Consider the following 23698-nt stretch of genomic DNA (forward strand, 5'->3'; position numbering starts at 1 on the left):
CTCCTACGGGATCAGGACGGAAGGCAGCCAGGTCGCGATGGCGGGCACGTAGGACACGAGCAGCAGCACCGCGATATTGGTTGCGAGGAAGGGCAGGATGGCGATCACCACCGGCGTCAGCGGCAGCCGGGCGATGCCCGCGCAGACGAAGAGGCAGACGCCGACCGGCGGAGTGGTCAACCCGATCATCAGGTTCAGGACCGCGAAGGTCGCGAAATGCAGCGGGTCGATGCCGACCGCCTGCGCCAGCGACAGAAGCGGCACGAAGAGGATGATGAGGGCCGCGATGGTCTCCATGAACATGCCGACGAAAAGCAGCAGCAGGTTGATGATGAGGATGACCAGGAACTTGTTGTCGGTGATCGACAGCACGCCCTGGGCGATGGCCTGGGGAATGCGCTCCGACACCAGAATCCAGCCGAAGACATTGGCAAAACCCACCAGCGCCAGGATGCCGGCCGAGGCGACGGCGCTGTCGACGATCACCTTCGGCACCCGGGCGAGCGGCAGGTCGCGATAGACAAAGCAGCCCACGATCACGGCATAGACGCTGGCCACCACGGCGGTCTCGGTGGGTGTCGCGAGGCCCGAGAGCAGGCCGTAGATGATCAGGAAGGTCATGGCGATGGCCCAGATCGCGCCGCCGAAGCTTCGGGCGACCTCGCCGAAGCCCTGCCAGGGCTGGCGCGGGAAGTTCTTGCGCCGGGCGATGACATAGGCCGTCACCATCATGGCAAGACCCATCAGGATGCCGGGCACGGCGCCCGCGAGGAACATCTTGCCGACCGAAATCCCCGACAGCGCGCCGACGATGATCATCGGCACCGAAGGCGGGATGATCGGCCCGACGGTCGAGGAGGCGGCGGTGACCGCGGCCGAATAATCGGCCGGATAGCCCGCCTTCTTCATGCCGGGGATCATCACGCCGCCGATCGAGGCGGCATCGGCGACCGCGGTGCCGGTGATGCCGCCGAACAGCATCGAGGCCGCGATATTGGTCAGGCCCAGCCCACCGCGGATCCAGCCGACGAGGGCATTGGCAAAGCGCACAATGCGGTTGGTGATGCCGCCCTGGTTCATCAGGTTGCCCGCCAGGATGAACCCCGGGATCGACAGCAGCACGAACACGTCCATGCCCGCATACATCTTCTGCGGCATGACGACGGGCGGGATCCCCGCCAGCAGCAGATAGCCCAGCGACGACAGCCCCAGCGTGACCGCGACCGGAATGCCGACGACCAGACCGCCGACGAAGATACCGAAAAGAACCCAGACCTCCATCAGATCTCCTCGGCCTTCTCGGGCGTGCCATCCTCGGTGCCGGTCAGCATGCCCAGCACGCGCAGAGCGGCAAAAAGCGCCAGCAGCGCCAGCATCAGGAACACGGTGAGATGCACATAGCTCATGGTCAGCCCCAGCGCGGGCGAGCTTTGCATCCGCCCGATGCTGACGAAGCGCCAGGCATGGGGCAGCAGATAAAGCGCAAGCCCGCCGGTCGCGAGCGCCGAGACCAGCCGCAGCCGCCAGGGCCAGCGCCCGGGCAGAACCTCGCAGACGATGTCGACATTGACCATATCGCCGGTCCGCAGCGACAGTCCCGCGCCGAAGGCGATCAGGAACAACAGCGCGAAGCGGGTCAGTTCCTCGGTCCAGACGGGCGAGCTGCCTAAGCTGCGGCCGACCACCTGGATCAGCACGGCGCCGATCAGCACGGCGAAGGACAGCCCGACGCCGACCCGGGCAAGGGCGGTGACGGTCGAAATGAAGCGCTCTGTCTTGGTGGGCATGGGGCCTCTGGCTTTCGGGGAAGCCGGCCGGGCCCCTCGGGCGGGTCCGGCCGGTCCAACTCGTTACGGGTCCACTCGTTACGAAACACGAGACCGCGCACGACGCGTGTCAGCGAAGGCGGGTCACAGGACGCGGGTCATTGGCCGAAGATCTCTTCGGCGATGGGGCGGATCTCGTCGCTGACATTGGCCAGAACCGCTTCCTTGGCCTTGGCGGCGAAGGCCGCGTTGTCGACCTCGACGAAGGTCATGCCGTGCTCTTCCAGCCAGGCGCGGTCGTCGGCGAGGCTCTGCTCGAACAGCTCGCGCTCATAGGCCTGGGCGCGCTTGGCGGCTTCCATCACCGCGGCCTGATCCTCGGCCGAAAGCTTGGCCCAGGTCAGTTCCGAAATGGTCAGGTAGATCCAGGACCGCACATGGTCGGTGAGGTTGACGTATTTCTGCACCTCGTTGAAATTCGCCGACCGGATCAGCGCCAGCGGGTTTTCCTGCCCGTCGATGGTGCCGTTCTGCAGCGAGGTGAAAACCTCCGAGAAGGCCATCGGCGTCGGCTGGGCGCCGAGCGACTTCCAGACATCGACGAAAAGCGGCACGTTCGGCACCCGCATCTTCAGCCCGTTCAGATCGTCGGGGCTCTTGATCGGGCGGTTCGAGGTCAGCTCGCGCGCGCCGCGGGCGAAATAGGTGATCGGGCGGATCTGGGCGCGTTCGACGATCTGCGCCTCGATCTTCTTGCCGATCTCGCCCGAGGCAACCTCGTCCATGTGCTCGATCGAGCCATAGGCATAGGGCAGGGCCAGAAGGGCGGCCATCGGCGCCCAGTTCTGCAGGCTTTCGCCGGTGATCGTCATGTCGACGGTGCCCAGCTGCATGCCGTTGATCAGGTCGATTTCCTTGCCGAGGCTTTCGTTCGGATAGACCTCGACCGCAATCCGCCCGTCGGTCAGCGCCGACAGCTCTTCACCGAATTTCAGCGAGGCCTTGTGCCAGGGATTGTCCTCGTTGGCGAGATGGCCGAGCTTCAGCGTGATCTCCTGCGCCATGGCCGGTGCGGCGGCAAGCCCCGCGATCAGCGCGGCGGCCGCAAGGCCGGGCAGTTTCCAAGCGGTTGTCATGTGGGATCTCCTCCTGTGACGTCGGTAAGGGGGTCTGGCTCGCTCGCGGCGCTTTCGAAGAGACCGTCGAAAAAGCCGGGATTCTCGGCCGCGATGGCGGGCAGGTCGTTCAGGATCTCGCGCAGATGGGCCCGGGTCGCGGCCTCGGCGGCGGCCACGTCGCCTGCGGCGATGCCATCGACGATGGCGGTGTGCTGGGCGATGAGCTTGTCCACCGGAAACCGCCCCAGCGCCAGGAACCGCACCCGGTCCATCTGCGACTTGAGCCCTTCCAGCAGCTTCCACGCGCCGGACTTGCCCGCGCCCTCGGCCAAGGTCCGGTGAAACACCTCGTCCAGCTGGATGAAGTCGCGGGGCGCGGTTTCGACCACGGCGGCCTGCCGGTCGATCTGGGCGCGGAGCCGCGCGATCAGCGCCGGGTCGGGGCGCCGCGCCAGCAGCCGGACGATGTCGGCCTCGATGGCCTCGCGCACGAAGCGCGCGTCCAGCACCGAGGAAATGGCGATGGTGGTCACCAGGCTGCCGCGCTGCGGAAGGATCGACAGCAGCCCCTGTTCGGAAAGCTTGATGAAGGCCTCGCGCACCGGCTGGCGGCTGACCGCGCAGCTGCGCGCGATCTCGGCCTCGGACAGCCGGTCGCCGGGCTTCAGGTCGTTGCGGATGATCCGGAGACGCAGGAAGCGGTGCAACTGCGGGGTGATCGGACGCGCCGGGTCAAGCACGCATCCCACCGCCCTCTCGATGTGCTCGTCCATGATTCGCCTCCCCTCCGGCTCTGAGCTACCATACTGCCATACTAGTCAGCAATCGTCCCGGCTGCTAAACGGAACCCGAAACGCGACTCGGAAAGGCGATGCGATGCGGCAGACATGGCGGTGGTTCGGCCCCAGGGACCTGGTCTCGATCGACGACGTGCGGCAGGCGGGGGCCGTGGGTGTCGTCTCGGCCTTGCACCATGTGCCGACCGGCGCGGTCTGGACCCCCGACGAGATCGCCCGGCGCCAGGCCGAGATCGCCACCATGAAGGACGGCACGCCTTCGACCCTGACCTGGGACGTGGTCGAAAGCCTGCCCGTTTCCGAGGACATCAAGAAGCAGAAGGGCGACTGGCGCGCCCATATCGATGCCTATCGCGACAGCCTGCGCCACCTCGCCGCCGCGGGCATCGAGGTGATCTGCTACAACTTCATGCCGGTGCTGGACTGGACCCGCACCGATCTGGCCTGGAAGCGGCCCTCGGGCGCGACCTGCATGCGGTTCGATCTGACCGATTTCGCGGCCTTCGATCTGTTCATCCTCGCCCGTCCGGGGGCGACCGACGACTATGAAGAGGCCCTGCAGGCGGCGGCCGAGGCGCGCTTCCGCGCCATGTCGGATGCCGACCGCGATCAACTGGCGGGCAATGTGGTCTTCGGCCTGCCCGGCGCGGCCGAACGCTTCACGCTGGACGATGTGCGGGCGCATCTGGCCGAATACAGCGGCATCTCCGAAGACCGGCTGCGCGGCCACATGATCGATTTCCTCTCGGAAGTCGTGCCGCTTGCCGAAGAGCTTGGGCTGAGGCTCTGCTGTCATCCCGACGACCCGCCGGTGCCGCTTCTGGGGCTGCCCCGGATCATGTCGACCGAGGCGCAGTATGCGGCGGTGATGCGCGCCGTCGACAGCCCCGCGAACGGCATCACGCTCTGTTCGGGCTCGCTCGGGGCGCGGGCCGACAACGATCTGCCCGGCATGATGGACCGGCTGGGCGACCGGGTGCATTTCCTGCACCTGCGCAACGTCACGCGCGAAACCGGCGCGGTGTTCGGGTCGTTCCACGAGGCCGAGCATCTGGGCGGCGACACCGACATGGTGGCGCTGGTCGAGGCGGCGCTGCGCGAAGAGGCCCGCCGCCGCGCGTCGGGCCGTGCGGACTGGTCGATCCCGTTCCGCCCCGATCACGGGCAGGACATCCTCGACGATCTCGGCCGCCGCGCCCAGCCGGGCTATCCCTCCATCGGCCGGTTGAAGGGCCTGGCAGAGCTGCGCGGGATCATCGCCGCACTGGAACCCCGGATCGCGGTCTGACCGCGCCGGGGGCTCCACAGTTGCCAAACCGGCCGGGTTCGGGCAGTCTTGACCCAAGGGCGCGCGACGGCGCGCCCGCGACCTGGAATGTCCCGAACCCGGAAAGGGGCAGCGGTGGCACGCGAGGACACCGGAGAGGCGGCCCGCCGGTCGGCGCTGAAACGCGGGCAGGCGGTCGAGGCGCGGCCCGGGCATGACCCCGCAGCCGTAATCCTCGCGGACCCGGCCGGGGCCGATCCCGAACCGGCGCTCGAGTTGCTGACCGAGGCCGATCTGCCCGAGATCGAGACCCTGGGGCCGATGTCGGCCTTGATGGGGGGTCGCAAGAACGACACCTAACTCCTTCCCGCATTGCCACAATTTGAAACCGAAGGGTCGATCAGCGCGTCCAACCGGTCGATCCAGTGGCGCGAGAAGGTGGTCGAGCCGCTCTTCGAGAGCAGGCCTGATCACGTGATCAGGCACATGTTCGCCGAGCCGATGTTCAAGCATATCGCGGTCGAGAACGGCGCGCCGAGGATCGAGGACATCACCCGCGGCACCTGAACGATAGGCTATACAGTGACCTATCCTAGACAGTTGAAGTTTCACATGAAGGGGGCATGGTGCTGGCCGGATCCCGGGGCGGGCAGATCGCCGTCAAGGCGCGGGTGCCCTGCCACTTCCAGGGGCGGTTCGAGGGCGCCGACATCGCGGCCGGGCTGCCCGAAGGCACCGGCCCGTTCGTGGTCGGCGAGTCCGGCAGCATCGCCTTCAGCTAGGGCTACGACATCGGGACCAACATCCAGGAGAACAAGGTGTCGGTCTGCCGGATCTCGGCGGTGCAAGAGAGGACCACGGATGGCAAGCGCGAAATTCCTGTGCGACGCGGAACGCTGCATCGAATGCAACGCCTGCGGACCGCTTGCAAGAACGCGCACGAAGTGCCCTCGGGCATCAACCACTGCCGGGTCATCACCCTGCAGGACGGCGAGCCGGGCCAGCGGTCGATCCCGGTCGCCTGCATGCATTGTTCCGACGCGCCCTGCATGGCGGTCTGTCCGGTCGACTGCTTCTGCCAGACCGAGGACGGCGTGGTGCTGCAGTCCAAGGAACTGTGCATCGGCTGCGGCAGCTGCTTCTACGCCTGTCCCTTCGGCGCGCCCCAATCCCCGCAGGCGGGCAATTTCAATCGCGATGGCGGCCCGGTTCGGCCGCGGCCTGCCCGCGCCGGGGCTTTTCGGCCAAGCCGAGGCGCTGCTCGCGCTGGTCGCGGGCCTCGTCGGCAGCGATCTTCTGCTGGCGCGGGGCACCGAGCGTGCCCCCCCGAAGCGCTGGCGGCGCTGACCGCGGCGGTCTGCGAGGGGCTGGGGCTCGGCCCTCGGATGCGGCTTGTCGATCTTGCCGACCCCGACGCGCTGTCGGAGACGCTTGATGCCCATCGCCCGCCGCCCCGCGCCCCCGCGCCGGTGCGGTCGCTTGGCGGGCGGCGCGGCTGGCGGCGCGGGTGCTGGCCGGGCCAGAGCGCCGCGCGGGTCCGCCGATCCCGCTGCCGAAGGGCGCGCCCCATGGCGCGGTGCGGCTCGACCCCGAGGCCTGGACGCTCTGCCTGTCCCGCGCCGGGCTCTGCACCTCGGGCGCGCTTGGCGACAACCCCGACCGGTTCGAGCTGCGGGTCCGCGAAGAGGCCTGCCTGCACTGCGGGATCTGCGCGACGGTCTGCCCCGAGGAGGCCATCGCGCTGGTGCCGCAACTCGACCGGCCGGACGCGGCGCTGAGCCTGCGCGTGCTGAAGGCCGAAGACCCTTATGCCTGCATCGAATGCGGCGCGCCCTTCGGGGTGAAGTCGACGGTCGGGCGCATCGCCGCCCAGCCGGCCGACCGCCAGCCGATGTTCAGCGGGTCGGACAGGGCCCGGCCGATCCGAATGGGCGACCGTTGCCGGGTCCGGGTGCAGTTCGACGGGCCCTGCGCGCCCTTCCGCATGGGCGCGCGGCCGCGCCCGCGCACCGCCGCCGACTATCCGCGCGACCCCGAGGACTGAACCCGCCCCGCGACGCCGCACTTGCCTCGCCGTGCGGGCTGTTTGAGAACTTCGGCAAGGGGACGTGTTCGGGGAAGGAACGCGGCCATGGCGAAGGGTCTGACCCGCGCGGCGGCGCTGGAGGTTCTGAAGGCCATCGCCCCGGGCGAGGCCGGGATCGATCTGGTGGCCTGGCATGGCAGCCCCGACCAGATGCGCCGCGCTGGAAAGGCGGGCCGCGGGCCGCTAGGCTGCGCCCGGGACAGGACGCGGCAACGGGGAGGCACGGCATGGGTGGGGCGCTGGGACTGGATCTGGGAACCTCGGGGCTGCGCGCCCTGCTGATCGACGAAGCCGGGCAACCGGTCGGCGCGGCCGAGCGCGCCTATGGGGTCGCGCATCCCCATCCGGGCTGGTCCGAACAGGACCCGGCCGACTGGATCGCGGCGCTCGAGGCCGTGATGGCCGATCTGGCGGCCCGCTTTCCCGAAGCGATGGCGGGGGTGCGCGGCATCGGCGTCTCGGGGCACATGCACGGGGCCACGCTGCTGGATGCGGCGATGACCCCGATCCGGCCCTGCATCCTCTGGAACGACACCCGCAGCCATGCCGAGGCGGCACGGCTCGACGCGCTGCCGGGGCTTCGCGAAACCTCGGGCAATATCGTCTTTCCGGGCTTTACCGCGCCCAAGCTCGACTGGGTGCGCCGCCATGAACCCGAAGCCTTCGCGCGGGTGGCCAAGGTGCTGCTGCCCGCGGCCTTCCTGAACCTTTATCTGACCGGCCGGGCGGTCGCCGACATGTCGGACAGCGCCGGAACCTCGTGGTTCGACACCGGGCGGCGCGACTGGTCGGACGCGCTGCTGGAGGCCGGGCACATGCGCCGCGGCCAGATGCCCGATCTGGTCGAGGGCTCGGACCCGGCGGGCACGCTGCGCCCCGAGCTGGCCGCGCGCTGGGGCATCGGCCCCGGCGCCGTCGTGGCAGGCGGTGCGGGCGACAACGCGGCCGCGGCCTGCGGCACCGGCGCGCTGGCCGAAGGGCAGGGCTTCGTGTCGCTCGGGACCTCGGGCGTGCTGCTGGCGGCGCGGGACGGCTACCGGCCCGACCCTGGCAACGCGCTGCATACCTTCTGCCATGCGGTGCCGGGGCGGTGGTACCAGATGGGGGTGATCCTGTCGGCGACCGACAGCCTGAACTGGCTGGCGCGGATCTCGGGCCAGAGCCCGGCCGACCTGACCCGCGCCCTGGGCGAAGATCTGCAGGCGCCGGGGCGGGTCCGGTTTCTGCCGTATCTCTCGGGCGAGCGCACGCCCCATAACGATGCGACGATCCGGGGCGCCTTCACCGGGCTCGGGGCCGAGACCGGGCTGCCCGACCTGACGCGCGCGGTTCTGGAGGGCGTGGCCTTCGCGCTGCGCGACTGCGCCGAGGCGCTGCGCGGCGCGGGGGCGGATCTGGGCCATCTGCTGGCCATCGGCGGCGGGGCGCGGTCGGACTACTGGCTGCGGCTGATCGCGACGGTCCTGGGCGTGCCCTTGCAGGTGCCCGCCGGGGGCGAGCTTGGCGCAGCCCTTGGCGCCGCGCGTCTGGGCCGGGTGGCGGCCAGCGGCGCCGCGCCCGAAACCGAGATGACCCCGCCCGCCATTGCCCGCACCGTGGCCCCCGAGCCCGCGCTGGCCGACGCCTTCGAGGAGGCCTATCGGGGGTTCCGCGCGGCCTATCCCGGGCTGAAGGCGATCCAGTAAGGCCGGGCTTGGTGTCAGGCGGTCAGCACGCCCGCAAGACCTTCCAGCATCGCCAGGCACTGGGCCAGCTGCTTGCGGCTGACATATTCGTCGGGCTTGTGGGCCTGGGCGATGGACCCCGGGCCGCAGACCGCGGCGGCGCAGCCGAGGCTCTGGAAAAGCCCCGCCTCGGTCGAGAAGGGCACCGCCTCGGTCCGGCTCTGGCCGGTCAGCCCGGCCAGAAGCGCGCGCGCCGCGCTGTGGGGCATCGGCTCGAGCCCGACCACCTCGCCCACCACATGGGTCCGGATATCGGCCTCGGGGGCGACGGCGCGCATCGCGGGCAGAAGCGACGCCACCTCGCGCGCCATGGCGGCCTTGGCATGGGCGATGTCGTCGGCCTGCACGGGCCGCATCTCCCAGGCGATCTCGGCCCGGCCGGGGATCACGTTATGCACATGCCCGCCCGAGATCCGGCCCAGATTGATCGTGGTCCAGGGCGGCTCGAACGGGCTGTCCTCGGGGGCGCGGGCCTTCATCTCGTCGGCCAGCGCCAGCAGCCGCGCGGCATAGCGCACCGCCGCCTCGGCCGCGTTGACGCCCGCAGGCGGGTTCGACCCGTGGCCCTCGCGGCCGTGAAACTCGACCGTGTACTCGCAGCATCCCTTGTGCGCGTCGACGATGCGCATCTCGGTCGGCTCGCCGACGATGGCGATCCCGGGGCGCAGCTCGCGCGCGGCCAACTCGGCCACCAGCGCCTGGCCGCCCAGACAGCCGACCTCCTCGTCATGGGTAAAGGCGAAATGCAGCGGCCGTTTCAGGTCGAGCCCGGCATAGACCGGCGCCATGGCCAGGCAGGCGGCGATGAACCCCTTCATGTCGCAGGTGCCGCGCCCGTAAAGCCGCCCGTCGGCCTCGTGCAGGGTGAACGGGTCGGTCGACCAGTCCTGATCGGCGACCGGCACCACGTCGGTATGGCCCGACAGCACGATCCCGCCATCGGTATTGCGCGGCCCCAGCGTCGCGAAGAGGTTCGCCTTGTGCCCGGTCGCGTCGTGGAAAAGGTCCACCCGTGCGCCCAGATCGCCCAGAAGCGCGGCCATGTGCACGATCATTTCAAGGTTCGAGTCCGACGAGACGGTGGGAAAGGCCACCAGATCGGCGAGGATCGCGCAGGTGTCGTCAAGCCGGGTCATCACGGTTTCACATAAAGCTTGCGCGGGCGGTTGCACAGGGTCTCGGCCGGGCCATCCTCGCGGATCAGGATCGATTCGGTGATCTCGAGCCCCCAGTTCTCCATCCAGAGGCCCGGCATGAAATGGAAGGTCATGCCCGGCTCCAGCAGGGTGTCGTCCTCCTCGCGCAGCGAGATCGTCCGCTCGCCCCAGTCGGGCGGATAGCTGAGCCCGACCGGATAGCCGCAGCGCGCGCCGCGCCGGATGCCCGCGCGCTCCAGCGGCGCGGCCAGCGCATTGGCGATGTCGCAGGCGCGGTTGCCGGCCTTCGCGGCCCAAAGCCCGGCCTCGATCCCCTCGATCAGCGCGGCTTCGGCGGCGCGCATGTAGTCGGGCGGCTCGCCCAGGAAGATCGTCCGGCAGAAGGGCGCGTGATAGCGGCGGTAACAGCCCGAGATCTCGAAGAAGGTGGCCTCGCCGCTCTCGAAGGGCCGCCCGTCCCAGGTCAGATGCGAGGCCGAGGCATCCTTTCCCGAGGGCAGAAGCGGCACGATCGCCGGGTAATCGCCCCAGTCGCCATTGCCCGCCAGCGCGTCGCGGTAAAGATCGGCCACCAGCTCGTTCTTGGGCAGGCCCGGCTCGATCCGCTCGAGCACCCCGTCGATCATCCGTTCCGAGATCGAGGCGGCACGGCGCATGAAGTCGAGTTCCTCGCCCGATTTGACCGTGCGCTGCCAGTTCACCAGCGCGGTCGCGTCGACCAGATGCGCCTCGGGCAGGGCATCGCGCAGCGTCACATAGGCCTTGGCCGAGAAATAGTAATTCTCCATCTCGACCCCGATCCGCCGGGCGCCATAGCCCAGATCGCGCAGAAGCTCGGCCAGGTTCTGCATCGGGTGGCGTTCGGTCGATTGCACATAGGCGTCGGAATAATGGGTGATATGCGCACCCGCCATCCAGACCGTGCGCACCGCGCCGTTCGCGTCCATCTGGCGGCCCCACCACATCGGGTCGGCATCGTGAAAGACCAGCACGCCCTGATGCACATAGAACGACCAGCCATCATAGCCCGTCAGCCAGGCCATGTTCGAGGGGTCCTCGACAAAGAGGATGTCGATGCCCTTTTCCGCCATCGCCCGGCGCACCAGCCCCAGCCGCCGCCCGTATTCGGGCAGAGAGAAGGGCGCGCGGCCCTCGGCGGCATAGCCGAACTGGACGATTTCTTCGGTCATGGGCGGATGGCTCCTCGCGGCAGGCCGCCGCCGGACGGGCCGGGGCGGAGAGGGGAAGGGGGGCGATGCGCCCGATCAGACAGAAGCCGGTTTTCCCCGTCAAGGGCCGAGCCTTGGCGACCCCCGACAACACCTGACCGACGGCGCGTTCTGCCCCCTTTCCGGGCGGCGGGGTAGAGACCCGGTCCCGCATGGGCTAGGTATGGGGCGAGTGGGGCCGCGCATGCCCCGGACCGAAACGCATCGGCCGGCCGCTTCGGCGGCGCCGGTGCCGGAAGAAAGGACACCGCGTATGCTGAAGAACGACATGCTGGAACAGTGGGACCGGGAGAGCTTTTTCCATCCCTCCACCCATCTGGCGCAGTTCGCGCGCGGCGAGGCCCCGGAACGGGTGATCGCGGGCGGGCAGGGCGTCTTCATCGAGGATCGCGACGGCACCCGGCTCCTGGACGCCTTCGCGGGGCTTTACTGCGTGAATGTGGGCTACGGGCGAACCGAGATCGCCGAGGCCATCGCCGAACAGGCGCGCCAGCTGTCCTACTACCACGCCTATGTGGGGCATGGCACCGAGGCCTCGATCACGCTGGCCAAGATGGTCATGGACCGCGCGCCCGATCACATGTCCAAGGTCTATTTCGGGCTGGGCGGATCGGACGCGAACGAGACCAACATCAAGCTTGTCTGGTATTACAACAACGTGCGCGGCCGGTCCGAAAAGAAGAAGATCATCAGCCGCTGGCGCGGCTATCACGGCTCGGGGCTGATGACGGGCTCGCTGACCGGGCTTGCGGGGTTCCACAACAAGTTCGATCTGCCGCTGGCGCCGATCCTGCATACCGAGGCGCCCTATTACTACCGCCGCCCCGATCTGGACATGACCGAGGCCGATTTCGTCGCCCATTGCGCGGCCGAGCTCGAGGCGCTGATCGAACGTGAAGGCGCTGACACCATCGCGGCCTTCATCGGCGAGCCGGTGCTGGGCACGGGCGGCATCGTGCCGCCGCCCAAGGGCTATTGGGATGCGATCCAGCCGATCCTGCAAAAGCACGACATCCTGCTGATCGTCGATGAGGTGGTCACCGGCTTCGGCCGTCTGGGCGAGATGTTCGGGTCGCTGAAATACGGGCTGAAACCGGATCTCATCACCATCGCCAAGGGCCTGACCTCGGCCTATGCGCCGCTGTCGGGGTCGATCGTGTCGGACCGGATGTGGACGGTTCTGGAACAGGGCACCGACGAATTCGGCCCCATCGGCCATGGCTGGACCTATTCCGCCCATCCCATCGGCGCGGCCGCCGGTGTCGCCAACCTCAAGCTCATTGACGATCTGGGGCTGGTGAAGAACGCGGCCGAAACCGGCGGCTATTTCGTCGCCGCGATGAAGACGGCGCTGAGCGAGCACGCCCATGTCGGCGACATTCGCGGCGAGGGCATGCTGTGCGCGGTCGAGCTGGTCGAGGACAAGGGCTCGCGGACCTTCTACGACCCGCCGGGCAAGGTCGCGGGCGCCGTGGTGGCCGCGATGCTGAAAGAGGGCGTGATCGCCCGGGCCATGCCGCAGGGCGACATCGTCGGCTTTGCCCCGCCGCTGTGCCTGACCCGCGACGAGGCCGACCGGGTGGTCGACGTGACCGCGCGCGCCGTCGCCTCGGTCCTGGGCTAGTCCACTTTGGATGCCCGCATCCGGTCCCGCCAAGGGGGCCGGGCGCGGGCCGGTTCAGGCTTGGTCCTTCGGGCGCAGGGTCAGCCAGATCAGCGCGCCGCCCGCAAGCGCCAGGAACGGCACCATGGCCATGTTGACGGCCGTCCAGCCCTCTTGCGCCGAGCTGGCCGAGCAGTTCATCAGCCCGCCCGAGGCCAGCGAGGCCAGGGTGACGCCGCCGAAGACGAGGATGTCGTTCATCCCCTGCACGGCACCACGCTCTTCGGGCCCATGGGACTGCGCCAGCATCGCGGTCGCGCCGATAAAGCCGAAATTCCAGCCGATCCCCAGAAGGATGAGGGTCACCAGAAACCGCTCGATCTCGACGCCGGTCAGCGCCACCGCGCCCGCGGCGGCGAGGATCGCAAGCCCCAGCGCCACGATGGGCCGGGCGCCGAAGCGGGCGATCAGATGGCCGGTGAAGAAGCTTGGCACATACATCGCCAGCACATGGGCGGTGACGATGTCGGCGGCGGTGCCGGTGTCGAAGCCGCAGCCCACGACCGCCAGCGGGGTCGAGGTCATCACCAGGTTCATCAGCGCATAGGACACCATCCCGCAGATGATGGCGACGGCGATGGCGGGATCGCGCAGCAGGTCGGCCCGGCTCCGGCCCCGGTGATGCGCCGGATCGCGCGGCGGCGGGCGCGGGATGTCGAGAAAGGCAAACAGCAGGACGCCCGACAGGTTGATGCCGATGGCGACCAGATAGGACCCGAGAAACGGGATCACCATCGCCTCGGCCGTCACCTTCACCAGCTGCGGCCCGAGGATCGCGGCCACCAGCCCGCCCGCCAGCACGTAGGAAATCGCCTTGGGCTGGAACGCGCCCTCGGCGGTGTCGGCGGCGGCGAAGCGGTAGAAGCCCTGGGCCGACATATAAAGCCCGGTCAGCAACGATCCGGCGAGGAAAAGCCCGAAGGACCCCTGATACAGCCCCAGTGCCGCGATGGCTGCCCCCGCCGCCCCACCGGCGATGCCCAGAAGAAACCCAGCCCGCCGCCCGGCGCGCTGCATGAAGCCCGACAGCGGCCCCGCCGACAGCATCGAACCCAGCACGATCAGCGAAATCGGCAGCGTCGCGAAGCAGGGATTGGGCGCAAGCGTCTGCCCCGCCAGCCCGCCCATGGTGAAGATCATCGACATCTGCGCCCCCAGAAACGCCTGAGCCAGCACCAGGACGGTCACGTTGCGCCGGGCGCGCGCGGTTTCGCGGGAGGGGGCGGTATCCGATGTCATGGCGCCTGACCTAGCGCGGCGGTGCGAGGGGGGGAAGCCGCTATTTCGGGTCCGGCCCGGGGCCCGGACGGGATGGCCCTTGGCGGGCGCGGCGCGCGGGCCTATCGTCCGGTCCATGGTGGGACGGATCATCGAAACAGAGGCCTGCGTGGCCGAAGGCGCGGCGCATCTGGTGGCGGTCGAGCCGCGCTTCGGCCATGCGCTGGCGCTGACCGGGCCGCTGCCGCTGCGCCGCCGCAAGGACGGGTTCGAGGCGCTGTTGTCGGCCATCGTCAGCCAGCAGGTCTCGGTCGCGGCGGCCGATGCGATCTGGACCCGGATGAAGACCGCGCGGCTGACCGGCCCGCGCAAGATCCTCTGGGCCAGCGACGACGACCTGCGCGCCTGCGGGCTGTCGCGCCAGAAGATCCGCTATGCGCGCGCGCTGGCGGGGGCGGGCATCGACTTCGCCGCGCTGCGCGGGCAACCAACCGAAGAGGTCATCGCCACGCTGGTCGCGGTGCCCGGCATCGGCCGCTGGACGGCCGAGATCTACGCGATGTTCTCGCTCGGCCGGGCCGATGTCTTCGCGCCCGCCGACCTCGCACTGCAGGAATCCGCGCGGCTTCTGTTCGAGCTGCCCGACCGCCCCGGCGAACGCGCCCTGCGTCAGTTGGCCGAGCCCTGGGCGCCATGGCGGGCCGTTGCGGCGCGGGCGCTTTGGGCCTACTACCGGGTGGCCAAGGACAGGGAGGGCATCAGGTGACACGGGTTCTGGAATCGGGACGCGCGGGCGCGGCCAGGGGCAAGGCGGACCATCTGGTGATCTTCCTGCACGGCTATGGCGCGAACGGGGCCGATCTGCTGGGGCTCGCGCAGCCGCTGGGGCCGCACATGCCGGGCACGGCCTTTCTGGCCCCCGATGCGCCCGAGCGTTGCGAAGGCGTGCCCTTCGGCTTTCAGTGGTTCCCGATCCCCTGGATCGACGGCTCGTCCGAGGAACAAAGCGAAGCGGGGATGCGGCGCGCGGTCGATGACCTCAATGCCTGGCTCGACGCGGTGCTGGCCGAAGAAGGGGTCGCGCCCGAGAACGTCATTCTCTTCGGCTTTTCCCAGGGCACGATGATGGCGCTGCATGTCGCCCCGCGCCGTCCCGCGCCCGTCGCGGGCGTGGTCGGTTTCTCGGGCCGGTTGCTGGCGCCCGAGACGCTGGAGGACGAAGCCGTCTCGCGCCCGCCGGTTCTGCTGGTCCATGGCGATGCCGACGACGTGGTGCCGGTCGAATCCCTGCCCGAGGCCGGCAACGCGCTCAGTGGCGCGGGCTTCGAGGTCTATGCCCATGTGATGAAGGGCACGGGCCACGGCATCGCCCCCGACGGGCTGTCGGTCGCGCTGGCCTTCATGCGCGAGCGGCTGGGGATCGACGGGCTCGACTAGCCCGCCGGTTCCACAGACCGGTCCCTCACCGCAGGCGCAGCCCGGCGGGGTATCCGGACCGATAAGGCGACCGGGCCTTGGCCAAGGCCGAGTGACTGCCCGGGGACAGTCCAGGTCAAGGCGGGTTCTGCCAGTGTCTGGTCGGCCTTCGTGGCCGAGGTCGAGACCGCCGATCTCTTCCAGATCCACGATTGCGATTGAGCCGCGATCCGGCCCGGCGCCGCGATCAGCTTCGGCCCCGGGCGGCGATGGCCTCGCCTGCGGCCCGGGCCGAGGACCAGGCCCACTGGAAATTGTAGCCGCCCAGCCAGCCCGTGACATCGACCGCCTCGCCGATGGCGTAAAGCCCGGGAACTCCCGTGGCCTCCATGGTGCGCGAGGACAGCCCGGCGGTCGAAATGCCGCCCGCGGTCACCTCGGCCTTGGCATAGCCCTCGGTGCCGGTCGGGAAGAGCGTAAGACCGCCCAGCGCGGCGGCGGCGCGGTCGATCTCGGCATCGGAGGTGTTTCCAAGCTCGGTCCCGAACCCGATCCGGGCGGCCATCGCCTCGGCCAGCCGGTTCGGAAGCATCTCGCTCAGCGCGGCGCGGAGCCGGGCGCGGGGGGCCTTGCGCCGTGCCGCGCGCAGACGCTCGGCCGCGTTCTCGACCAGCGTCAGCGTCACCGGCGCGCCGGGTGTCCAGTAGGACGAGACCTGCAGGATGGCCGGGCCGGACAGGCCGCGATGGGTGAAAAGCGCAGCCTCGGTAAAACTGGCCGTGCCGACCCGCGCCGTCACGGGACAGGACAGCCCCGAAATGCCCGTCAGGTCCTGCGCGTCGGGGCCCAGCGTCAGCGGCACCAGCGCCGGTCTTGGCGGCACGATCCCGAGCCCGAAGCGCCGGGCGATGTCATAGGCGATGCCGGTCGCACCCATCTTGGGGATCGAGGGGCCGCCGGTGGCCAGCACCAGCTGCGGCGCCGTGGCGCCCGCCACGCGGAACATCCCGTCGCCATGGACGATCTCGCCGATCGGGGTCGAGAGCCGGATCTCGACCCCGCCGCGGGCGCATTCGTCCAGCAGCATGGTCACGATCTGCCGCGCCGAGCCGTCGCAGAACAGCTGCCCCAGGGTCTTTTCGTGCCAGGCGATCCTGTGACGCTCGACCAGCGCGAGGAAATCCCATTGGGTATAGCGGGCCAGGGCGGATTTGGCGAAATGCGGGTTCTCGGACAGGTAATTCCCGGGGCCCGCGCCGGTATTGGTGAAATTGCAGCGCCCGCCGCCCGAAATCAGGATCTTCTTCCCGGCCGCCTCGGCGTGATCGAGCAGAAGCACGCGCGCCCCGGCCTGTCCGGCGGTGGCCGCCGCCAGAAGGCCGGCAGCCCCGGCTCCGAGTATGATCGCATCGTAATTCATGCCGGTGCTCTAAGCCGCCCGGCCGGAGGGGAAAAGGACGAAATGAAGGGGGAGGGGGCGGCCTTGGGGCGGATGCCGGGCTTGCGGGACGGTCGGTCCGGAGGCGGCCGAAAGCGCGCCGCTCCGGGGCCTCGGCGAGGCCCCGGGCGCGTAGCTGTCGTTCAGAGATCCTTGCGGACGGTCTTCTTGCCGGTGATCATGGGCGTCACCAGGTTTTCGCCCTTCCACTTGGAATAGAAGGCGATGGCCGCGACGTGCAGCGCCACGAGACCCAGCACCACCCAGCCCATCTGGACGTGGAATTTCAGCGCGGCTCGGGTGGTTTCGGAACCGACGTATTTCGCCAGCGGCCCGACATTGATGTAGTCGTCGGGGTCGACGAAAAGGCCCGATCCGGCCTGCAGCAGCAGCGCGCCCAGCAGGATGAAGACGAAGAGCCCGCCCACCGGGTTGTGCCCCGGCCAGTAGGAGGGTTTCCGGCGGAACATCCCGAAGACGTATTTCAGGATGGAGAAGGGACCGTAGGCGAAGCTAGAGAACCGGGCATGCTCGGGGCCCCAGAGGCCCCAGAGCAGCCGGAAGGCCAGAAGGCCAAGCACCGCATAGCCGAACCAGAAATGCAGGGTCATCTGGTCGGGGCCGAAATGCCCCAGGCCCCAGGCCGCGACGACCGAAATCGTCAAGGCCCATTTGAAGAGGCGCAGGAGCGGATCCCAGATCCGGACGGTTTGCAGGGTTTCGGTGTCGCCAGGGGCGGGGCTTGTATCCTTCATGGTGCGATCCTCAGGTCAGTCTCAGTGCTTGGCGCGGTACGTGTCGTGGCAGCCCTTGCAGGTGCCGCCGACCTGCTGGACGCCCTTGGCCAGCTCACCCTTGTCGAGACCGGCAACCTCGTTGAGGTTTTCGACCGCCTTCACGAAGGCCATGCCTTTTTCCTGAACGCCGGCCATGTCTTCCCAGATCTTCGGCAGCGCATCGGTGCGGCCGGGCATGTCGGCATTCGAGGTGCCGGGCATGTAGAGATGGCCGACATTGTAGCGGGTGAGGGTCAGCATGTTGTCGGCCGCGGTCTGCGCCTTGGCCCCGTCATAGTCGGTCTCGCCTTTGACCATCGACACGAGGGTGCCCATGTTGGCGCCGAGCAGACTGTAATAGCCTTGGCGGGCCTCGACGACGTCGTCCTTCACGTCGGCAGCCGAGGCCGCCAGCGGCAGCGCGGCCAGAGCAGCGGTCAGAAGAATCTTGTGCATTGCAGGTCTCCGTCCTGGGTTGCGGGTTTGGCTCATGTTCGCGCGCCGGTCTCTATAACGTGGACCGGCGGAATTTCCGTTGCCAAAACCACGTCATTTTTCACAGAGGATCTGTGCCCGAATGCGGTATTGCGGTGTCCGTCCCAGAACCTATATCTTCAAGTTGTCTTTATCCGCGCGAGGCCTGTCCCGCGATGCCCGGTCGGGGGTGCCCTGCCCATCGCCGTCCTGCCCATCGCCGCCCGGACCGGCCCGGTCGAGCCTTGCCTGTTCCAGAAACCTGTCGACGGCCTTCCATTGGCCGCGGGCGTTGCGCATCGCCGACGCGGCCGCGACCAGGGCCGCGAAGATCGCGCGCTGGCGGCGGGCATAGAACAGATGTTCGGGATGCCACTGGACCCCCAGGGCAAAGGGATCGCGGCGCCGCTCGACCGCCTGGATCATGCCGCCCCGGTCGCGCGCCGCGACCTCGAGATGTTCGCCGAGCCGCGCCACGGCCTGGGAATGCAGCGCATTGACCCGCATCGGGCGGGGGCCTGCGATCTCGGCCAGCCGGGTTCCGGGCGTCACCGTGACCGCCTTGCGCGGCAGGATGGTCCAGACCCGTTTCGAGGCGGTATAGGTGCCGTAGGCGTCCTGATCGAGCGTGCCCCCCAGCGCCACGTTCAGCATCTGCGCGCCCCGGCAGATCCCCAGAACCGGCTTGCCACGGGCGATGGCGGCCTCGACCAGACGCCGTTCCAGCGCGTCCCGCTCCGGGTCGAGCCGGGCCGAGGCCACCAGCTGCATGCCGTAAAGATCGGGCGAGATGTCGTCGCCCCCGCCGATGATCAGCCCGTCGACCCCGTCGATATCGGCACTGCGCCCGGTGCCCCAGCGGACCCCGCGCCCGCCCGCAAGCCAGAGGTTGAAGGCCACCAGCGGGAACACGCGCCATCCCGAGCGGGACGAGGTGGTCACCGCGATCAGCGGCCGGTCGTGGCGTCCGAACCGCATGTGCCGTCCCAAAGCTCCAGCCCGCAGAGAACCCGGTCGAGATGGTCGAACCAGTCCGACCGGGTGGTGGTCAGCGCCGCCCGGTAGTCAAGCCAGTCGGCAGCGAGCCCCTCCAGCGCGGCGGTGTCGGCGGCCAGCCGCTCGACCATCACCCAGCGGTTCCATTCATAGGCCAGCCGCCAGCCGGGCTCGTCGATCCGGCAATCGGGCAGGCGGTAATGGAAGGTGGGCCGCGCCCCGACCGCGTCGGCGGAGGGGCCAAGCGCCTGGGCCACCCGGTCGCCCGCGAGATGGGCAAGGCAGGGCAGCATGTCGAGCCCGCGGTTGCGGGTGGGCGTTTCGGCCAGATAGGCCTCGACGAAGTCGTCCCGCGACCAGCCGCGCCCGGCCGCGGCCAGCCGGTCGACGAAGCTGCGCGGATAGGGGTCGACAAAGGGCAGAAGCCGCCGCGACGGGTCGATCGGGTCGGCCTTGCGCAGCCAGTCCTCGATCAGCGCGAAGGCGCGCACGACGGGCACCAGATCGGCGGCCTCGGGGCCGGCGATCTCGGGGTTCAGATGCAGCCCGAACCCGAGAAACATCCCCTCGCGGCTGCCCTGCGCCCCCGCCGCCCGCAAGGCCCCGCGCAGCCGGTCCGCCTCGGGCAGCTGGTCGGGGGACAAAGGCGGGGTCACCACCTCGACGGGCACGACGGCGCGGCCGAGCTGCAGTCCCAGATCGGCCAGCGCGCTGCCGGCCTTGTCGCGGAAGGCGGTATCGAGGCAGATCGAGACGACGCCAAGCTCGGGCGTCTCGACCTCCAGATCGAAGGCGGCGATCTCGCGCACCGTGCCGCCCAGCGTCCGCGCCACCACCTCGGCGGCCTCGGCCTCGGTCAGACCGCCGAACTCGATCTCGATGCCGGCCCGCCGCATCTGCCCGGCACGGGTCTCGCGCGGGCAGAGCGGCAGGAACCTGTCGCGTGGCAAAAGCTGGGTAATACCGTCCATAACTGCCTTTCGGTGTCGGCCGACGTGCCGGGCACCCCGGATCGAGCCCCCGACGCGCAGGTCGCGTCAGATCAAGCCCCGACGCGCAGGTCGCGTCAGATCAAGCCCCGACGCGCCCGGCGTGTCACACAAAGCCTGGACGCGCCCGGTGGGTCACATCGAGAACGAGGTGCCGCAGCCGCAGGAGCTGGTTGCGTTCGGATTGTCGATCACGAACTTGGCGCCGATCAGCTCGCGGGTAAAGTCGATTGTCGCATTCTGCAGGAAGGGCAGCGATACCGAATCGACCACGACCTTCTCGCCCGCGCCCTCCAGCACCAGGTCGTCCTCGGCGGGCGCATCCAGCGTGATTGAATATTGGAAACCCGAACAGCCGCCCCCCTCGACGGCGATCCGGAGCGCCTTGCCCTGTCTGGCGGCGCCGATTTCGGACAGGCGCGCATAGGCGCGCTCGGTAACCGTGGGCGGAAGCGTCAGGTCCATCTTGCGCGAATTCCCTCATGTCAATTCCGGTCCCCAGTGAATATATGACCCCACCTGACGGGAACAAGCGACGGAGCAGACATGCTGGCGCCTTTTGCATGCAGACCTTCCGAAAGCCGCGGCCGGCTTTCCCCCGAGGAGGAAAGCGCCTTCCGGTCCTGCTTTCAGCGCGACCGCGACCGGATCATCCATTGTTCCGCCTTCCGGCGGCTGATGCACAAGACCCAGGTTTTCGTGGTCCATGAGGGCGACAGCTTCCGCACCCGGCTGACCCATACGATCGAGGTCGGGCAGGTGGCGCGGACCATGGCGAACGCGCTGGGGCTGAACGTGGAACTGGCCGAGGCGGTGGCGCTGGCCCACGATCTGGGCCACCCCCCCTTCGGCCATACCGGAGAGGACGCGCTGGCCGCGCTGATGGCGCCCTATGGCGGCTTCGATCACAATGCGCAGGCGATCCGGATCGTGACCCGGCTGGAACGGCATTACGCCGATTTCGACGGGCTGAACCTGACCTGGGAGACGCTGGAAGGCATCGCCAAGCATAACGGGCCGGTGCCGCGCCCGCTGCCCTATGCGCTGGCCGAGTACGACGCGCGCCACGATCTGGAGCTTTACACCCATGCCGGCGCCGAGGCCCAGGTCGCGGCCATTGCCGACGATGTGGCCTATAACAACCACGACCTGCATGACGGGTTGCGGGCGGGGCTGTTCACCGAGGAGGAACTGGCCGGGCTGCCGATCCTCGAAGACTGCTTCGCCGAGGTCGACGCGGCCTATCCCGCGCTCGACCCCAAGCGGCGGCGGCACGAGGCGTTGCGCCGCTTCTTCGGGGTGCTGGTGACCGATGTGATCGAGGGCGCGCGGGCGACGCTGGCCGAGGCCCGGCCCGGCTCGGCCGCCGAGGTGCGCGCGCTGGGGCGTCCGGTGATCGGCTTCTCGCCCGCGCTTTTCGCCGCGCTGCGCGAGATCCGCACCTTCCTGTTCCACCGCATGTACCGCGCGCCCTCGGTGGTGAAGATGCGGGCCGATGTCACGAAGATCGTGCAGGACCTCTTTCCGCTCTATCTGGGCGATCCGGCGCTCCTGCCCGCCAAATGGCGCGAGGATGTGGCCGCCGCGCCCGACGAGACCGCGCTTGCCCGGATCGTGGCCGATTACATCGCGGGCATGACCGACCGTTTCGCGATCGGGGAACATGCGCGGCTGATCGGCCCGAACGGCCTCACCCCTTCGGCGCAGGGCGGCCCGGGCGGCTCGGCCCGTTGACCCCGCGCGCGTCCGTGATAAACCGCTCGCCAGCCGGAAAGGGACCGACCATGAACCTCTTCAACGATCTGCGCGCGCTGGTGATCGACTGTCTGGACGCGATGGCCGCCGCGGGCGAGCTGCCTGCGGGGCTCGACACCTCCAACGTCGCGGTCGAACCGCCGCGCGATGCCGCCCATGGCGACATGGCCACCAATGCCGCGATGGTGCTGGCCAAGCCCGCCGGACAGAAGCCGCGCGACATCGCCGAGAAACTGGCCGCGCGGCTGGCCGCCGATCCGCGCATCGCCACCGCCGAGGTGGCGGGCCCGGGGTTCCTGAACCTGCGGCTTGCGCCCGCGGTCTGGCAGGGGCTGGTCGCGACGGTGCTGGGGCAGGGGGCCGATTTCGGCCGTTCGGACATCGGTCAGCGCCAGAAGGTCAATGTCGAATTCGTCTCGGCCAACCCCACCGGCCCGATGCATGTGGGCCATGTCCGGGGCGCCGTGGTGGGCGATGCGCTGGCGAGCCTGCTCGACTTTGCCGGCTGGGACGTGACCCGCGAATACTACATCAACGACGGCGGCGCGCAGGTCGACGTGCTGGCCCGCTCGGCCTATGAGCGGTACCGCGAGGCCAACGGGCTGGAACCCGAGATCCGCGAGGGGCTGTATCCGGGCGACTACCTGATCCCGGTCGGCGCGGCGCTGAAGGAAAAATACGGGGCGAGCCTTCTCGACAAGGGCGAAGAGCACTGGCTGGCCGAGATCCGCGAGTTTGCCACCGACATGATGATGGACATGATCCGCGAGGATCTGGCGGCCCTCGGCGTCACGATGGATGTCTTCTCGTCGGAAAAGGCGCTTTACGGCACCGGCAAGATCGAGGCGGCGCTGGACCGGCTGAAAGGCATGGGCCTGATCTACGAGGGCGTTCTGGAACCGCCGAAGGGCAAGACCCCCGAAGACTGGGAACCGCGCGAACAGACGCTGTTCCGCTCGACCGCCCATGGCGACGACGTCGACCGTCCGGTGATGAAATCGGACGGGTCTTGGACCTATTTCGCCCCCGACATCGCCTATCACTTCGACAAGGTCGAGCGCGGCTTCGACCAGCTGATCGACATCTTCGGCGCCGATCATGGCGGCTATGTCAAGCGGATGAAGGCCGCCGTCGCGGCGCTGTCCGGGGGCCGGGTGCCGCTCGACATCAAGCTGATCCAGCTGGTCAAGCTCTGGAAGAACGGCGAGCCCTTCAAGATGTCCAAGCGCGCGGGCACCTATGTGACGCTGCGCGATGTGGTCGAGCAGGTGGGCCGCGACGTGACCCGCTTCGTCATGCTGACCCGCAAGAACGACGCGCCGCTGGATTTCGATTTCGACAAGGTGCTGGAACAGTCCAAGGACAACCCGGTCTTCTATGTGCAATACGCCCATGCCCGGGTGTGTTCGGTGCTGCGCAAGGCCGCCGAGGCGGGCATCGCCGCCGATGACGCGACGCTGGCTGCGGCTGACCTCACGAAGCTCGACCACGAGGCCGAGATCGCGGTGGCGAAGAAACTTGCGGAATGGCCGCGCCTGATCGAGATCGCCGCGCGCACCAACGAACCGCACCGGGTCGCCTTTTATCTGTACGAACTGGCCTCGGATCTGCACGCGCTCTGGAACCGGGGCAACGAACTGCCCGAATTGCGCTTCCTGCAGGAGGGCGACGCGGCCACAAGTCAAGCCAAAATCGCGCTGGCCCGATCCGTGGCCGTTGTCATTTCCGCCGGTCTTGGTATTCTTGGCGTTACTCCGGTCGAGGAAATGCGCTGAAAAACAAGGCGCAATCCGTCCGGAGCGGCACAGGCAAGAACACCAACCGGGCAG

26 protein-coding genes and 1 pseudogene are annotated in these 23698 nt (G+C 68.9%); 14 read left to right on the forward strand and 13 right to left on the reverse strand.

Annotated features, from left to right (window positions below):
* Positions 1–3: 3 nt before the first annotated feature.
* From C8N38_RS01510 to C8N38_RS01525, 4 genes are all read right to left on the reverse strand, one after another.
* Positions 4–1281, reverse strand: a complete 1278-nt coding sequence (locus tag C8N38_RS01510; protein WP_108023212.1) for a TRAP transporter large permease — start codon at positions 1279–1281, stop codon at positions 4–6.
* On the reverse strand, positions 1281–1787 hold the full coding sequence (locus C8N38_RS01515; RefSeq protein WP_108023214.1) for a TRAP transporter small permease: 507 nt from the start codon (positions 1785–1787) through the stop codon (positions 1281–1283). Before C8N38_RS01515 ends, C8N38_RS01510 begins: the two co-directional genes overlap by 1 nt.
* Before the next feature lie 137 nt (positions 1788–1924).
* Entirely contained in the window at positions 1925–2902 is a 978-nt protein-coding gene (locus C8N38_RS01520) for a TRAP transporter substrate-binding protein (protein ID WP_108023216.1), read from the reverse strand.
* Entirely contained in the window at positions 2899–3657 is a 759-nt protein-coding gene (locus tag C8N38_RS01525; protein WP_108023218.1) for a GntR family transcriptional regulator, read from the reverse strand. Before C8N38_RS01525 ends, C8N38_RS01520 begins: the two co-directional genes overlap by 4 nt.
* Before the next feature lie 103 nt (positions 3658–3760).
* Here C8N38_RS01525 and uxuA point away from each other — a divergent pair, with 103 nt between their 5' ends.
* The 9 genes and pseudogenes from uxuA to xylB all read left to right on the forward strand — a co-directional run bounded on the left by uxuA (position 3761) and on the right by xylB (position 8719).
* On the forward strand, positions 3761–4969 hold the full coding sequence (uxuA, locus tag C8N38_RS01530; RefSeq protein ID WP_108023220.1) for a mannonate dehydratase: 1209 nt from the start codon (positions 3761–3763) through the stop codon (positions 4967–4969).
* Between the two features lie 114 nt (positions 4970–5083).
* A complete protein-coding gene (locus tag C8N38_RS01535; protein WP_108023222.1) occupies positions 5084–5308 on the forward strand; it encodes a hypothetical protein in 225 nt (74 codons plus the stop codon).
* Positions 5309–5320: 12 nt separating this feature from the next.
* The gene (locus C8N38_RS01540; protein WP_108023224.1) at positions 5321–5515 is read left to right on the forward strand and encodes a hypothetical protein; all 195 of its coding nucleotides are present in this window, start codon (positions 5321–5323) and stop codon (positions 5513–5515) included.
* 59 nt (positions 5516–5574) lie between these two features.
* Positions 5575–5730 (forward strand): hypothetical protein, encoded by a 156-nt coding sequence (locus tag C8N38_RS21350; protein ID WP_158272278.1) that lies wholly within the window; start codon positions 5575–5577, stop codon positions 5728–5730.
* A 79-nt stretch (positions 5731–5809) separates the two neighbouring features.
* Positions 5810–6150: pseudogene (locus tag C8N38_RS01545) on the forward strand (4Fe-4S binding protein); the annotation flags it as partial.
* Entirely contained in the window at positions 6146–6295 is a 150-nt protein-coding gene (locus tag C8N38_RS21485) for a hypothetical protein (protein WP_170120289.1), read from the forward strand. The pseudogene C8N38_RS01545 and the gene C8N38_RS21485, both read left to right, overlap by 5 nt.
* A gap of 160 nt (positions 6296–6455) precedes the next feature.
* Entirely contained in the window at positions 6456–6992 is a 537-nt protein-coding gene (locus tag C8N38_RS01550) for a 4Fe-4S binding protein (RefSeq protein ID WP_245895473.1), read from the forward strand.
* An 87-nt stretch (positions 6993–7079) separates the two neighbouring features.
* Positions 7080–7316, forward strand: a complete 237-nt coding sequence (locus C8N38_RS01555) for a hypothetical protein (protein ID WP_108023228.1) — start codon at positions 7080–7082, stop codon at positions 7314–7316.
* A complete protein-coding gene (gene xylB, locus C8N38_RS01560; RefSeq protein WP_108023230.1) occupies positions 7262–8719 on the forward strand; it encodes a xylulokinase in 1458 nt (485 codons plus the stop codon). Before C8N38_RS01555 ends, xylB begins: the two co-directional genes overlap by 55 nt.
* 14 nt (positions 8720–8733) lie before the next feature.
* Here the strand turns inward: xylB and argE are convergent, their stop codons facing one another.
* Positions 8734–9894 carry an acetylornithine deacetylase gene (argE, locus tag C8N38_RS01565; protein ID WP_108023232.1) on the reverse strand — a complete coding sequence of 387 codons (1161 nt, stop codon included), beginning with the start codon at positions 9892–9894 and terminating at the stop codon, positions 8734–8736.
* The gene (locus tag C8N38_RS01570) at positions 9894–11105 is read right to left on the reverse strand and encodes a M24 family metallopeptidase (protein WP_108023234.1); all 1212 of its coding nucleotides are present in this window, start codon (positions 11103–11105) and stop codon (positions 9894–9896) included. Before C8N38_RS01570 ends, argE begins: the two co-directional genes overlap by 1 nt.
* A 292-nt stretch (positions 11106–11397) precedes the next feature.
* Between C8N38_RS01570 and C8N38_RS01575 the strand changes: the two genes are divergently transcribed.
* Positions 11398–12768 (forward strand): aspartate aminotransferase family protein, encoded by a 1371-nt coding sequence (locus C8N38_RS01575; RefSeq protein ID WP_108023236.1) that lies wholly within the window; start codon positions 11398–11400, stop codon positions 12766–12768.
* Positions 12769–12822: 54 nt separating this feature from the next.
* On the opposite strand, the gene C8N38_RS01580 is transcribed toward C8N38_RS01575, so the two are convergent.
* The gene (locus tag C8N38_RS01580) at positions 12823–14046 is read right to left on the reverse strand and encodes an MFS transporter (protein WP_108023238.1); all 1224 of its coding nucleotides are present in this window, start codon (positions 14044–14046) and stop codon (positions 12823–12825) included.
* Between the two features lie 115 nt (positions 14047–14161).
* Here C8N38_RS01580 and C8N38_RS01585 point away from each other — a divergent pair, with 115 nt between their 5' ends.
* Positions 14162–14791 carry a DNA-3-methyladenine glycosylase family protein gene (locus C8N38_RS01585; RefSeq protein WP_108023696.1) on the forward strand — a complete coding sequence of 210 codons (630 nt, stop codon included), beginning with the start codon at positions 14162–14164 and terminating at the stop codon, positions 14789–14791.
* Positions 14788–15462: an alpha/beta hydrolase gene (locus tag C8N38_RS01590; protein ID WP_245895474.1), complete on the forward strand. Its 675-nt coding sequence runs from the start codon at positions 14788–14790 to the stop codon at positions 15460–15462. Before C8N38_RS01585 ends, C8N38_RS01590 begins: the two co-directional genes overlap by 4 nt.
* A gap of 226 nt (positions 15463–15688) precedes the next feature.
* Here the strand turns inward: C8N38_RS01590 and C8N38_RS01595 are convergent, their stop codons facing one another.
* The 6 genes from C8N38_RS01595 to C8N38_RS01620 all read right to left on the reverse strand — a co-directional run bounded on the left by C8N38_RS01595 (position 15689) and on the right by C8N38_RS01620 (position 20573).
* Positions 15689–16861 carry a BaiN/RdsA family NAD(P)/FAD-dependent oxidoreductase gene (locus tag C8N38_RS01595; protein ID WP_108023242.1) on the reverse strand — a complete coding sequence of 391 codons (1173 nt, stop codon included), beginning with the start codon at positions 16859–16861 and terminating at the stop codon, positions 15689–15691.
* Between the two features lie 161 nt (positions 16862–17022).
* On the reverse strand, positions 17023–17634 hold the full coding sequence (locus tag C8N38_RS01600; protein WP_108023244.1) for a cytochrome b/b6 domain-containing protein: 612 nt from the start codon (positions 17632–17634) through the stop codon (positions 17023–17025).
* 21 nt (positions 17635–17655) lie between these two features.
* The gene (locus tag C8N38_RS01605; protein WP_108023246.1) at positions 17656–18111 is read right to left on the reverse strand and encodes a c-type cytochrome; all 456 of its coding nucleotides are present in this window, start codon (positions 18109–18111) and stop codon (positions 17656–17658) included.
* A 150-nt stretch (positions 18112–18261) separates the two neighbouring features.
* Positions 18262–19107: a gamma-glutamyl-gamma-aminobutyrate hydrolase family protein gene (locus C8N38_RS01610; protein ID WP_108023248.1), complete on the reverse strand. Its 846-nt coding sequence runs from the start codon at positions 19105–19107 to the stop codon at positions 18262–18264.
* Positions 19077–20096: an amidoligase family protein gene (locus C8N38_RS01615; RefSeq protein ID WP_108023251.1), complete on the reverse strand. Its 1020-nt coding sequence runs from the start codon at positions 20094–20096 to the stop codon at positions 19077–19079. Before C8N38_RS01615 ends, C8N38_RS01610 begins: the two co-directional genes overlap by 31 nt.
* A 153-nt stretch (positions 20097–20249) precedes the next feature.
* Complete coding sequence (locus C8N38_RS01620) at positions 20250–20573, reverse strand: HesB/IscA family protein (protein ID WP_108023698.1); 324 nt, start codon at positions 20571–20573, stop codon at positions 20250–20252.
* Positions 20574–20660: 87 nt separating this feature from the next.
* Here C8N38_RS01620 and C8N38_RS01625 point away from each other — a divergent pair, with 87 nt between their 5' ends.
* Entirely contained in the window at positions 20661–21848 is a 1188-nt protein-coding gene (locus C8N38_RS01625) for a deoxyguanosinetriphosphate triphosphohydrolase (RefSeq protein ID WP_108023253.1), read from the forward strand.
* 50 nt (positions 21849–21898) lie between these two features.
* Positions 21899–23644 (forward strand): arginine--tRNA ligase, encoded by a 1746-nt coding sequence (gene argS / locus C8N38_RS01630; RefSeq protein ID WP_108023255.1) that lies wholly within the window; start codon positions 21899–21901, stop codon positions 23642–23644.
* Positions 23645–23698 lie beyond the last annotated feature (54 nt).

Source organism: Rhodovulum kholense (assembly GCF_003053725.1).
In the GTDB taxonomy this organism is placed as follows: domain Bacteria; phylum Pseudomonadota; class Alphaproteobacteria; order Rhodobacterales; family Rhodobacteraceae; genus Rhodovulum; species Rhodovulum kholense.

Excerpts from the sequence above, each read along its gene's own strand:
- argS (WP_108023255.1), top strand. The coding sequence starts at position 21,899 with ATGAACCTCTTCAACGATCTGCGCGCGCTGGTGATCGACTGTCTGGAC.
- C8N38_RS01600 (WP_108023244.1), bottom strand. The coding sequence starts at position 17,634 with ATGAAGGATACAAGCCCCGCCCCTGGCGACACCGAAACCCTGCAAACC.
- C8N38_RS01570 (WP_108023234.1), bottom strand. The coding sequence starts at position 11,105 with ATGACCGAAGAAATCGTCCAGTTCGGCTATGCCGCCGAGGGCCGCGCG.
- argE (WP_108023232.1), bottom strand. The coding sequence starts at position 9,894 with ATGACCCGGCTTGACGACACCTGCGCGATCCTCGCCGATCTGGTGGCC.
- C8N38_RS21485 (WP_170120289.1), top strand. The coding sequence starts at position 6,146 with ATGGCGGCCCGGTTCGGCCGCGGCCTGCCCGCGCCGGGGCTTTTCGGC.
- C8N38_RS01605 (WP_108023246.1), bottom strand. The coding sequence starts at position 18,111 with ATGCACAAGATTCTTCTGACCGCTGCTCTGGCCGCGCTGCCGCTGGCG.
- C8N38_RS01625 (WP_108023253.1), top strand. The coding sequence starts at position 20,661 with ATGCTGGCGCCTTTTGCATGCAGACCTTCCGAAAGCCGCGGCCGGCTT.
- uxuA (WP_108023220.1), top strand. The coding sequence starts at position 3,761 with ATGCGGCAGACATGGCGGTGGTTCGGCCCCAGGGACCTGGTCTCGATC.
- C8N38_RS01510 (WP_108023212.1), bottom strand. The coding sequence starts at position 1,281 with ATGGAGGTCTGGGTTCTTTTCGGTATCTTCGTCGGCGGTCTGGTCGTC.
- xylB (WP_108023230.1), top strand. The coding sequence starts at position 7,262 with ATGGGTGGGGCGCTGGGACTGGATCTGGGAACCTCGGGGCTGCGCGCC.
- C8N38_RS01610 (WP_108023248.1), bottom strand. The coding sequence starts at position 19,107 with ATGCGGTTCGGACGCCACGACCGGCCGCTGATCGCGGTGACCACCTCG.
- C8N38_RS01575 (WP_108023236.1), top strand. The coding sequence starts at position 11,398 with ATGCTGAAGAACGACATGCTGGAACAGTGGGACCGGGAGAGCTTTTTC.
- C8N38_RS01555 (WP_108023228.1), top strand. The coding sequence starts at position 7,080 with ATGGCGAAGGGTCTGACCCGCGCGGCGGCGCTGGAGGTTCTGAAGGCC.
- C8N38_RS01580 (WP_108023238.1), bottom strand. The coding sequence starts at position 14,046 with ATGACATCGGATACCGCCCCCTCCCGCGAAACCGCGCGCGCCCGGCGC.
- C8N38_RS01585 (WP_108023696.1), top strand. The coding sequence starts at position 14,162 with ATGGTGGGACGGATCATCGAAACAGAGGCCTGCGTGGCCGAAGGCGCG.
- C8N38_RS01515 (WP_108023214.1), bottom strand. The coding sequence starts at position 1,787 with ATGCCCACCAAGACAGAGCGCTTCATTTCGACCGTCACCGCCCTTGCC.
- C8N38_RS01595 (WP_108023242.1), bottom strand. The coding sequence starts at position 16,861 with ATGAATTACGATGCGATCATACTCGGAGCCGGGGCTGCCGGCCTTCTG.
- C8N38_RS01520 (WP_108023216.1), bottom strand. The coding sequence starts at position 2,902 with ATGACAACCGCTTGGAAACTGCCCGGCCTTGCGGCCGCCGCGCTGATC.
- C8N38_RS01615 (WP_108023251.1), bottom strand. The coding sequence starts at position 20,096 with ATGGACGGTATTACCCAGCTTTTGCCACGCGACAGGTTCCTGCCGCTC.
- C8N38_RS01525 (WP_108023218.1), bottom strand. The coding sequence starts at position 3,657 with ATGGACGAGCACATCGAGAGGGCGGTGGGATGCGTGCTTGACCCGGCG.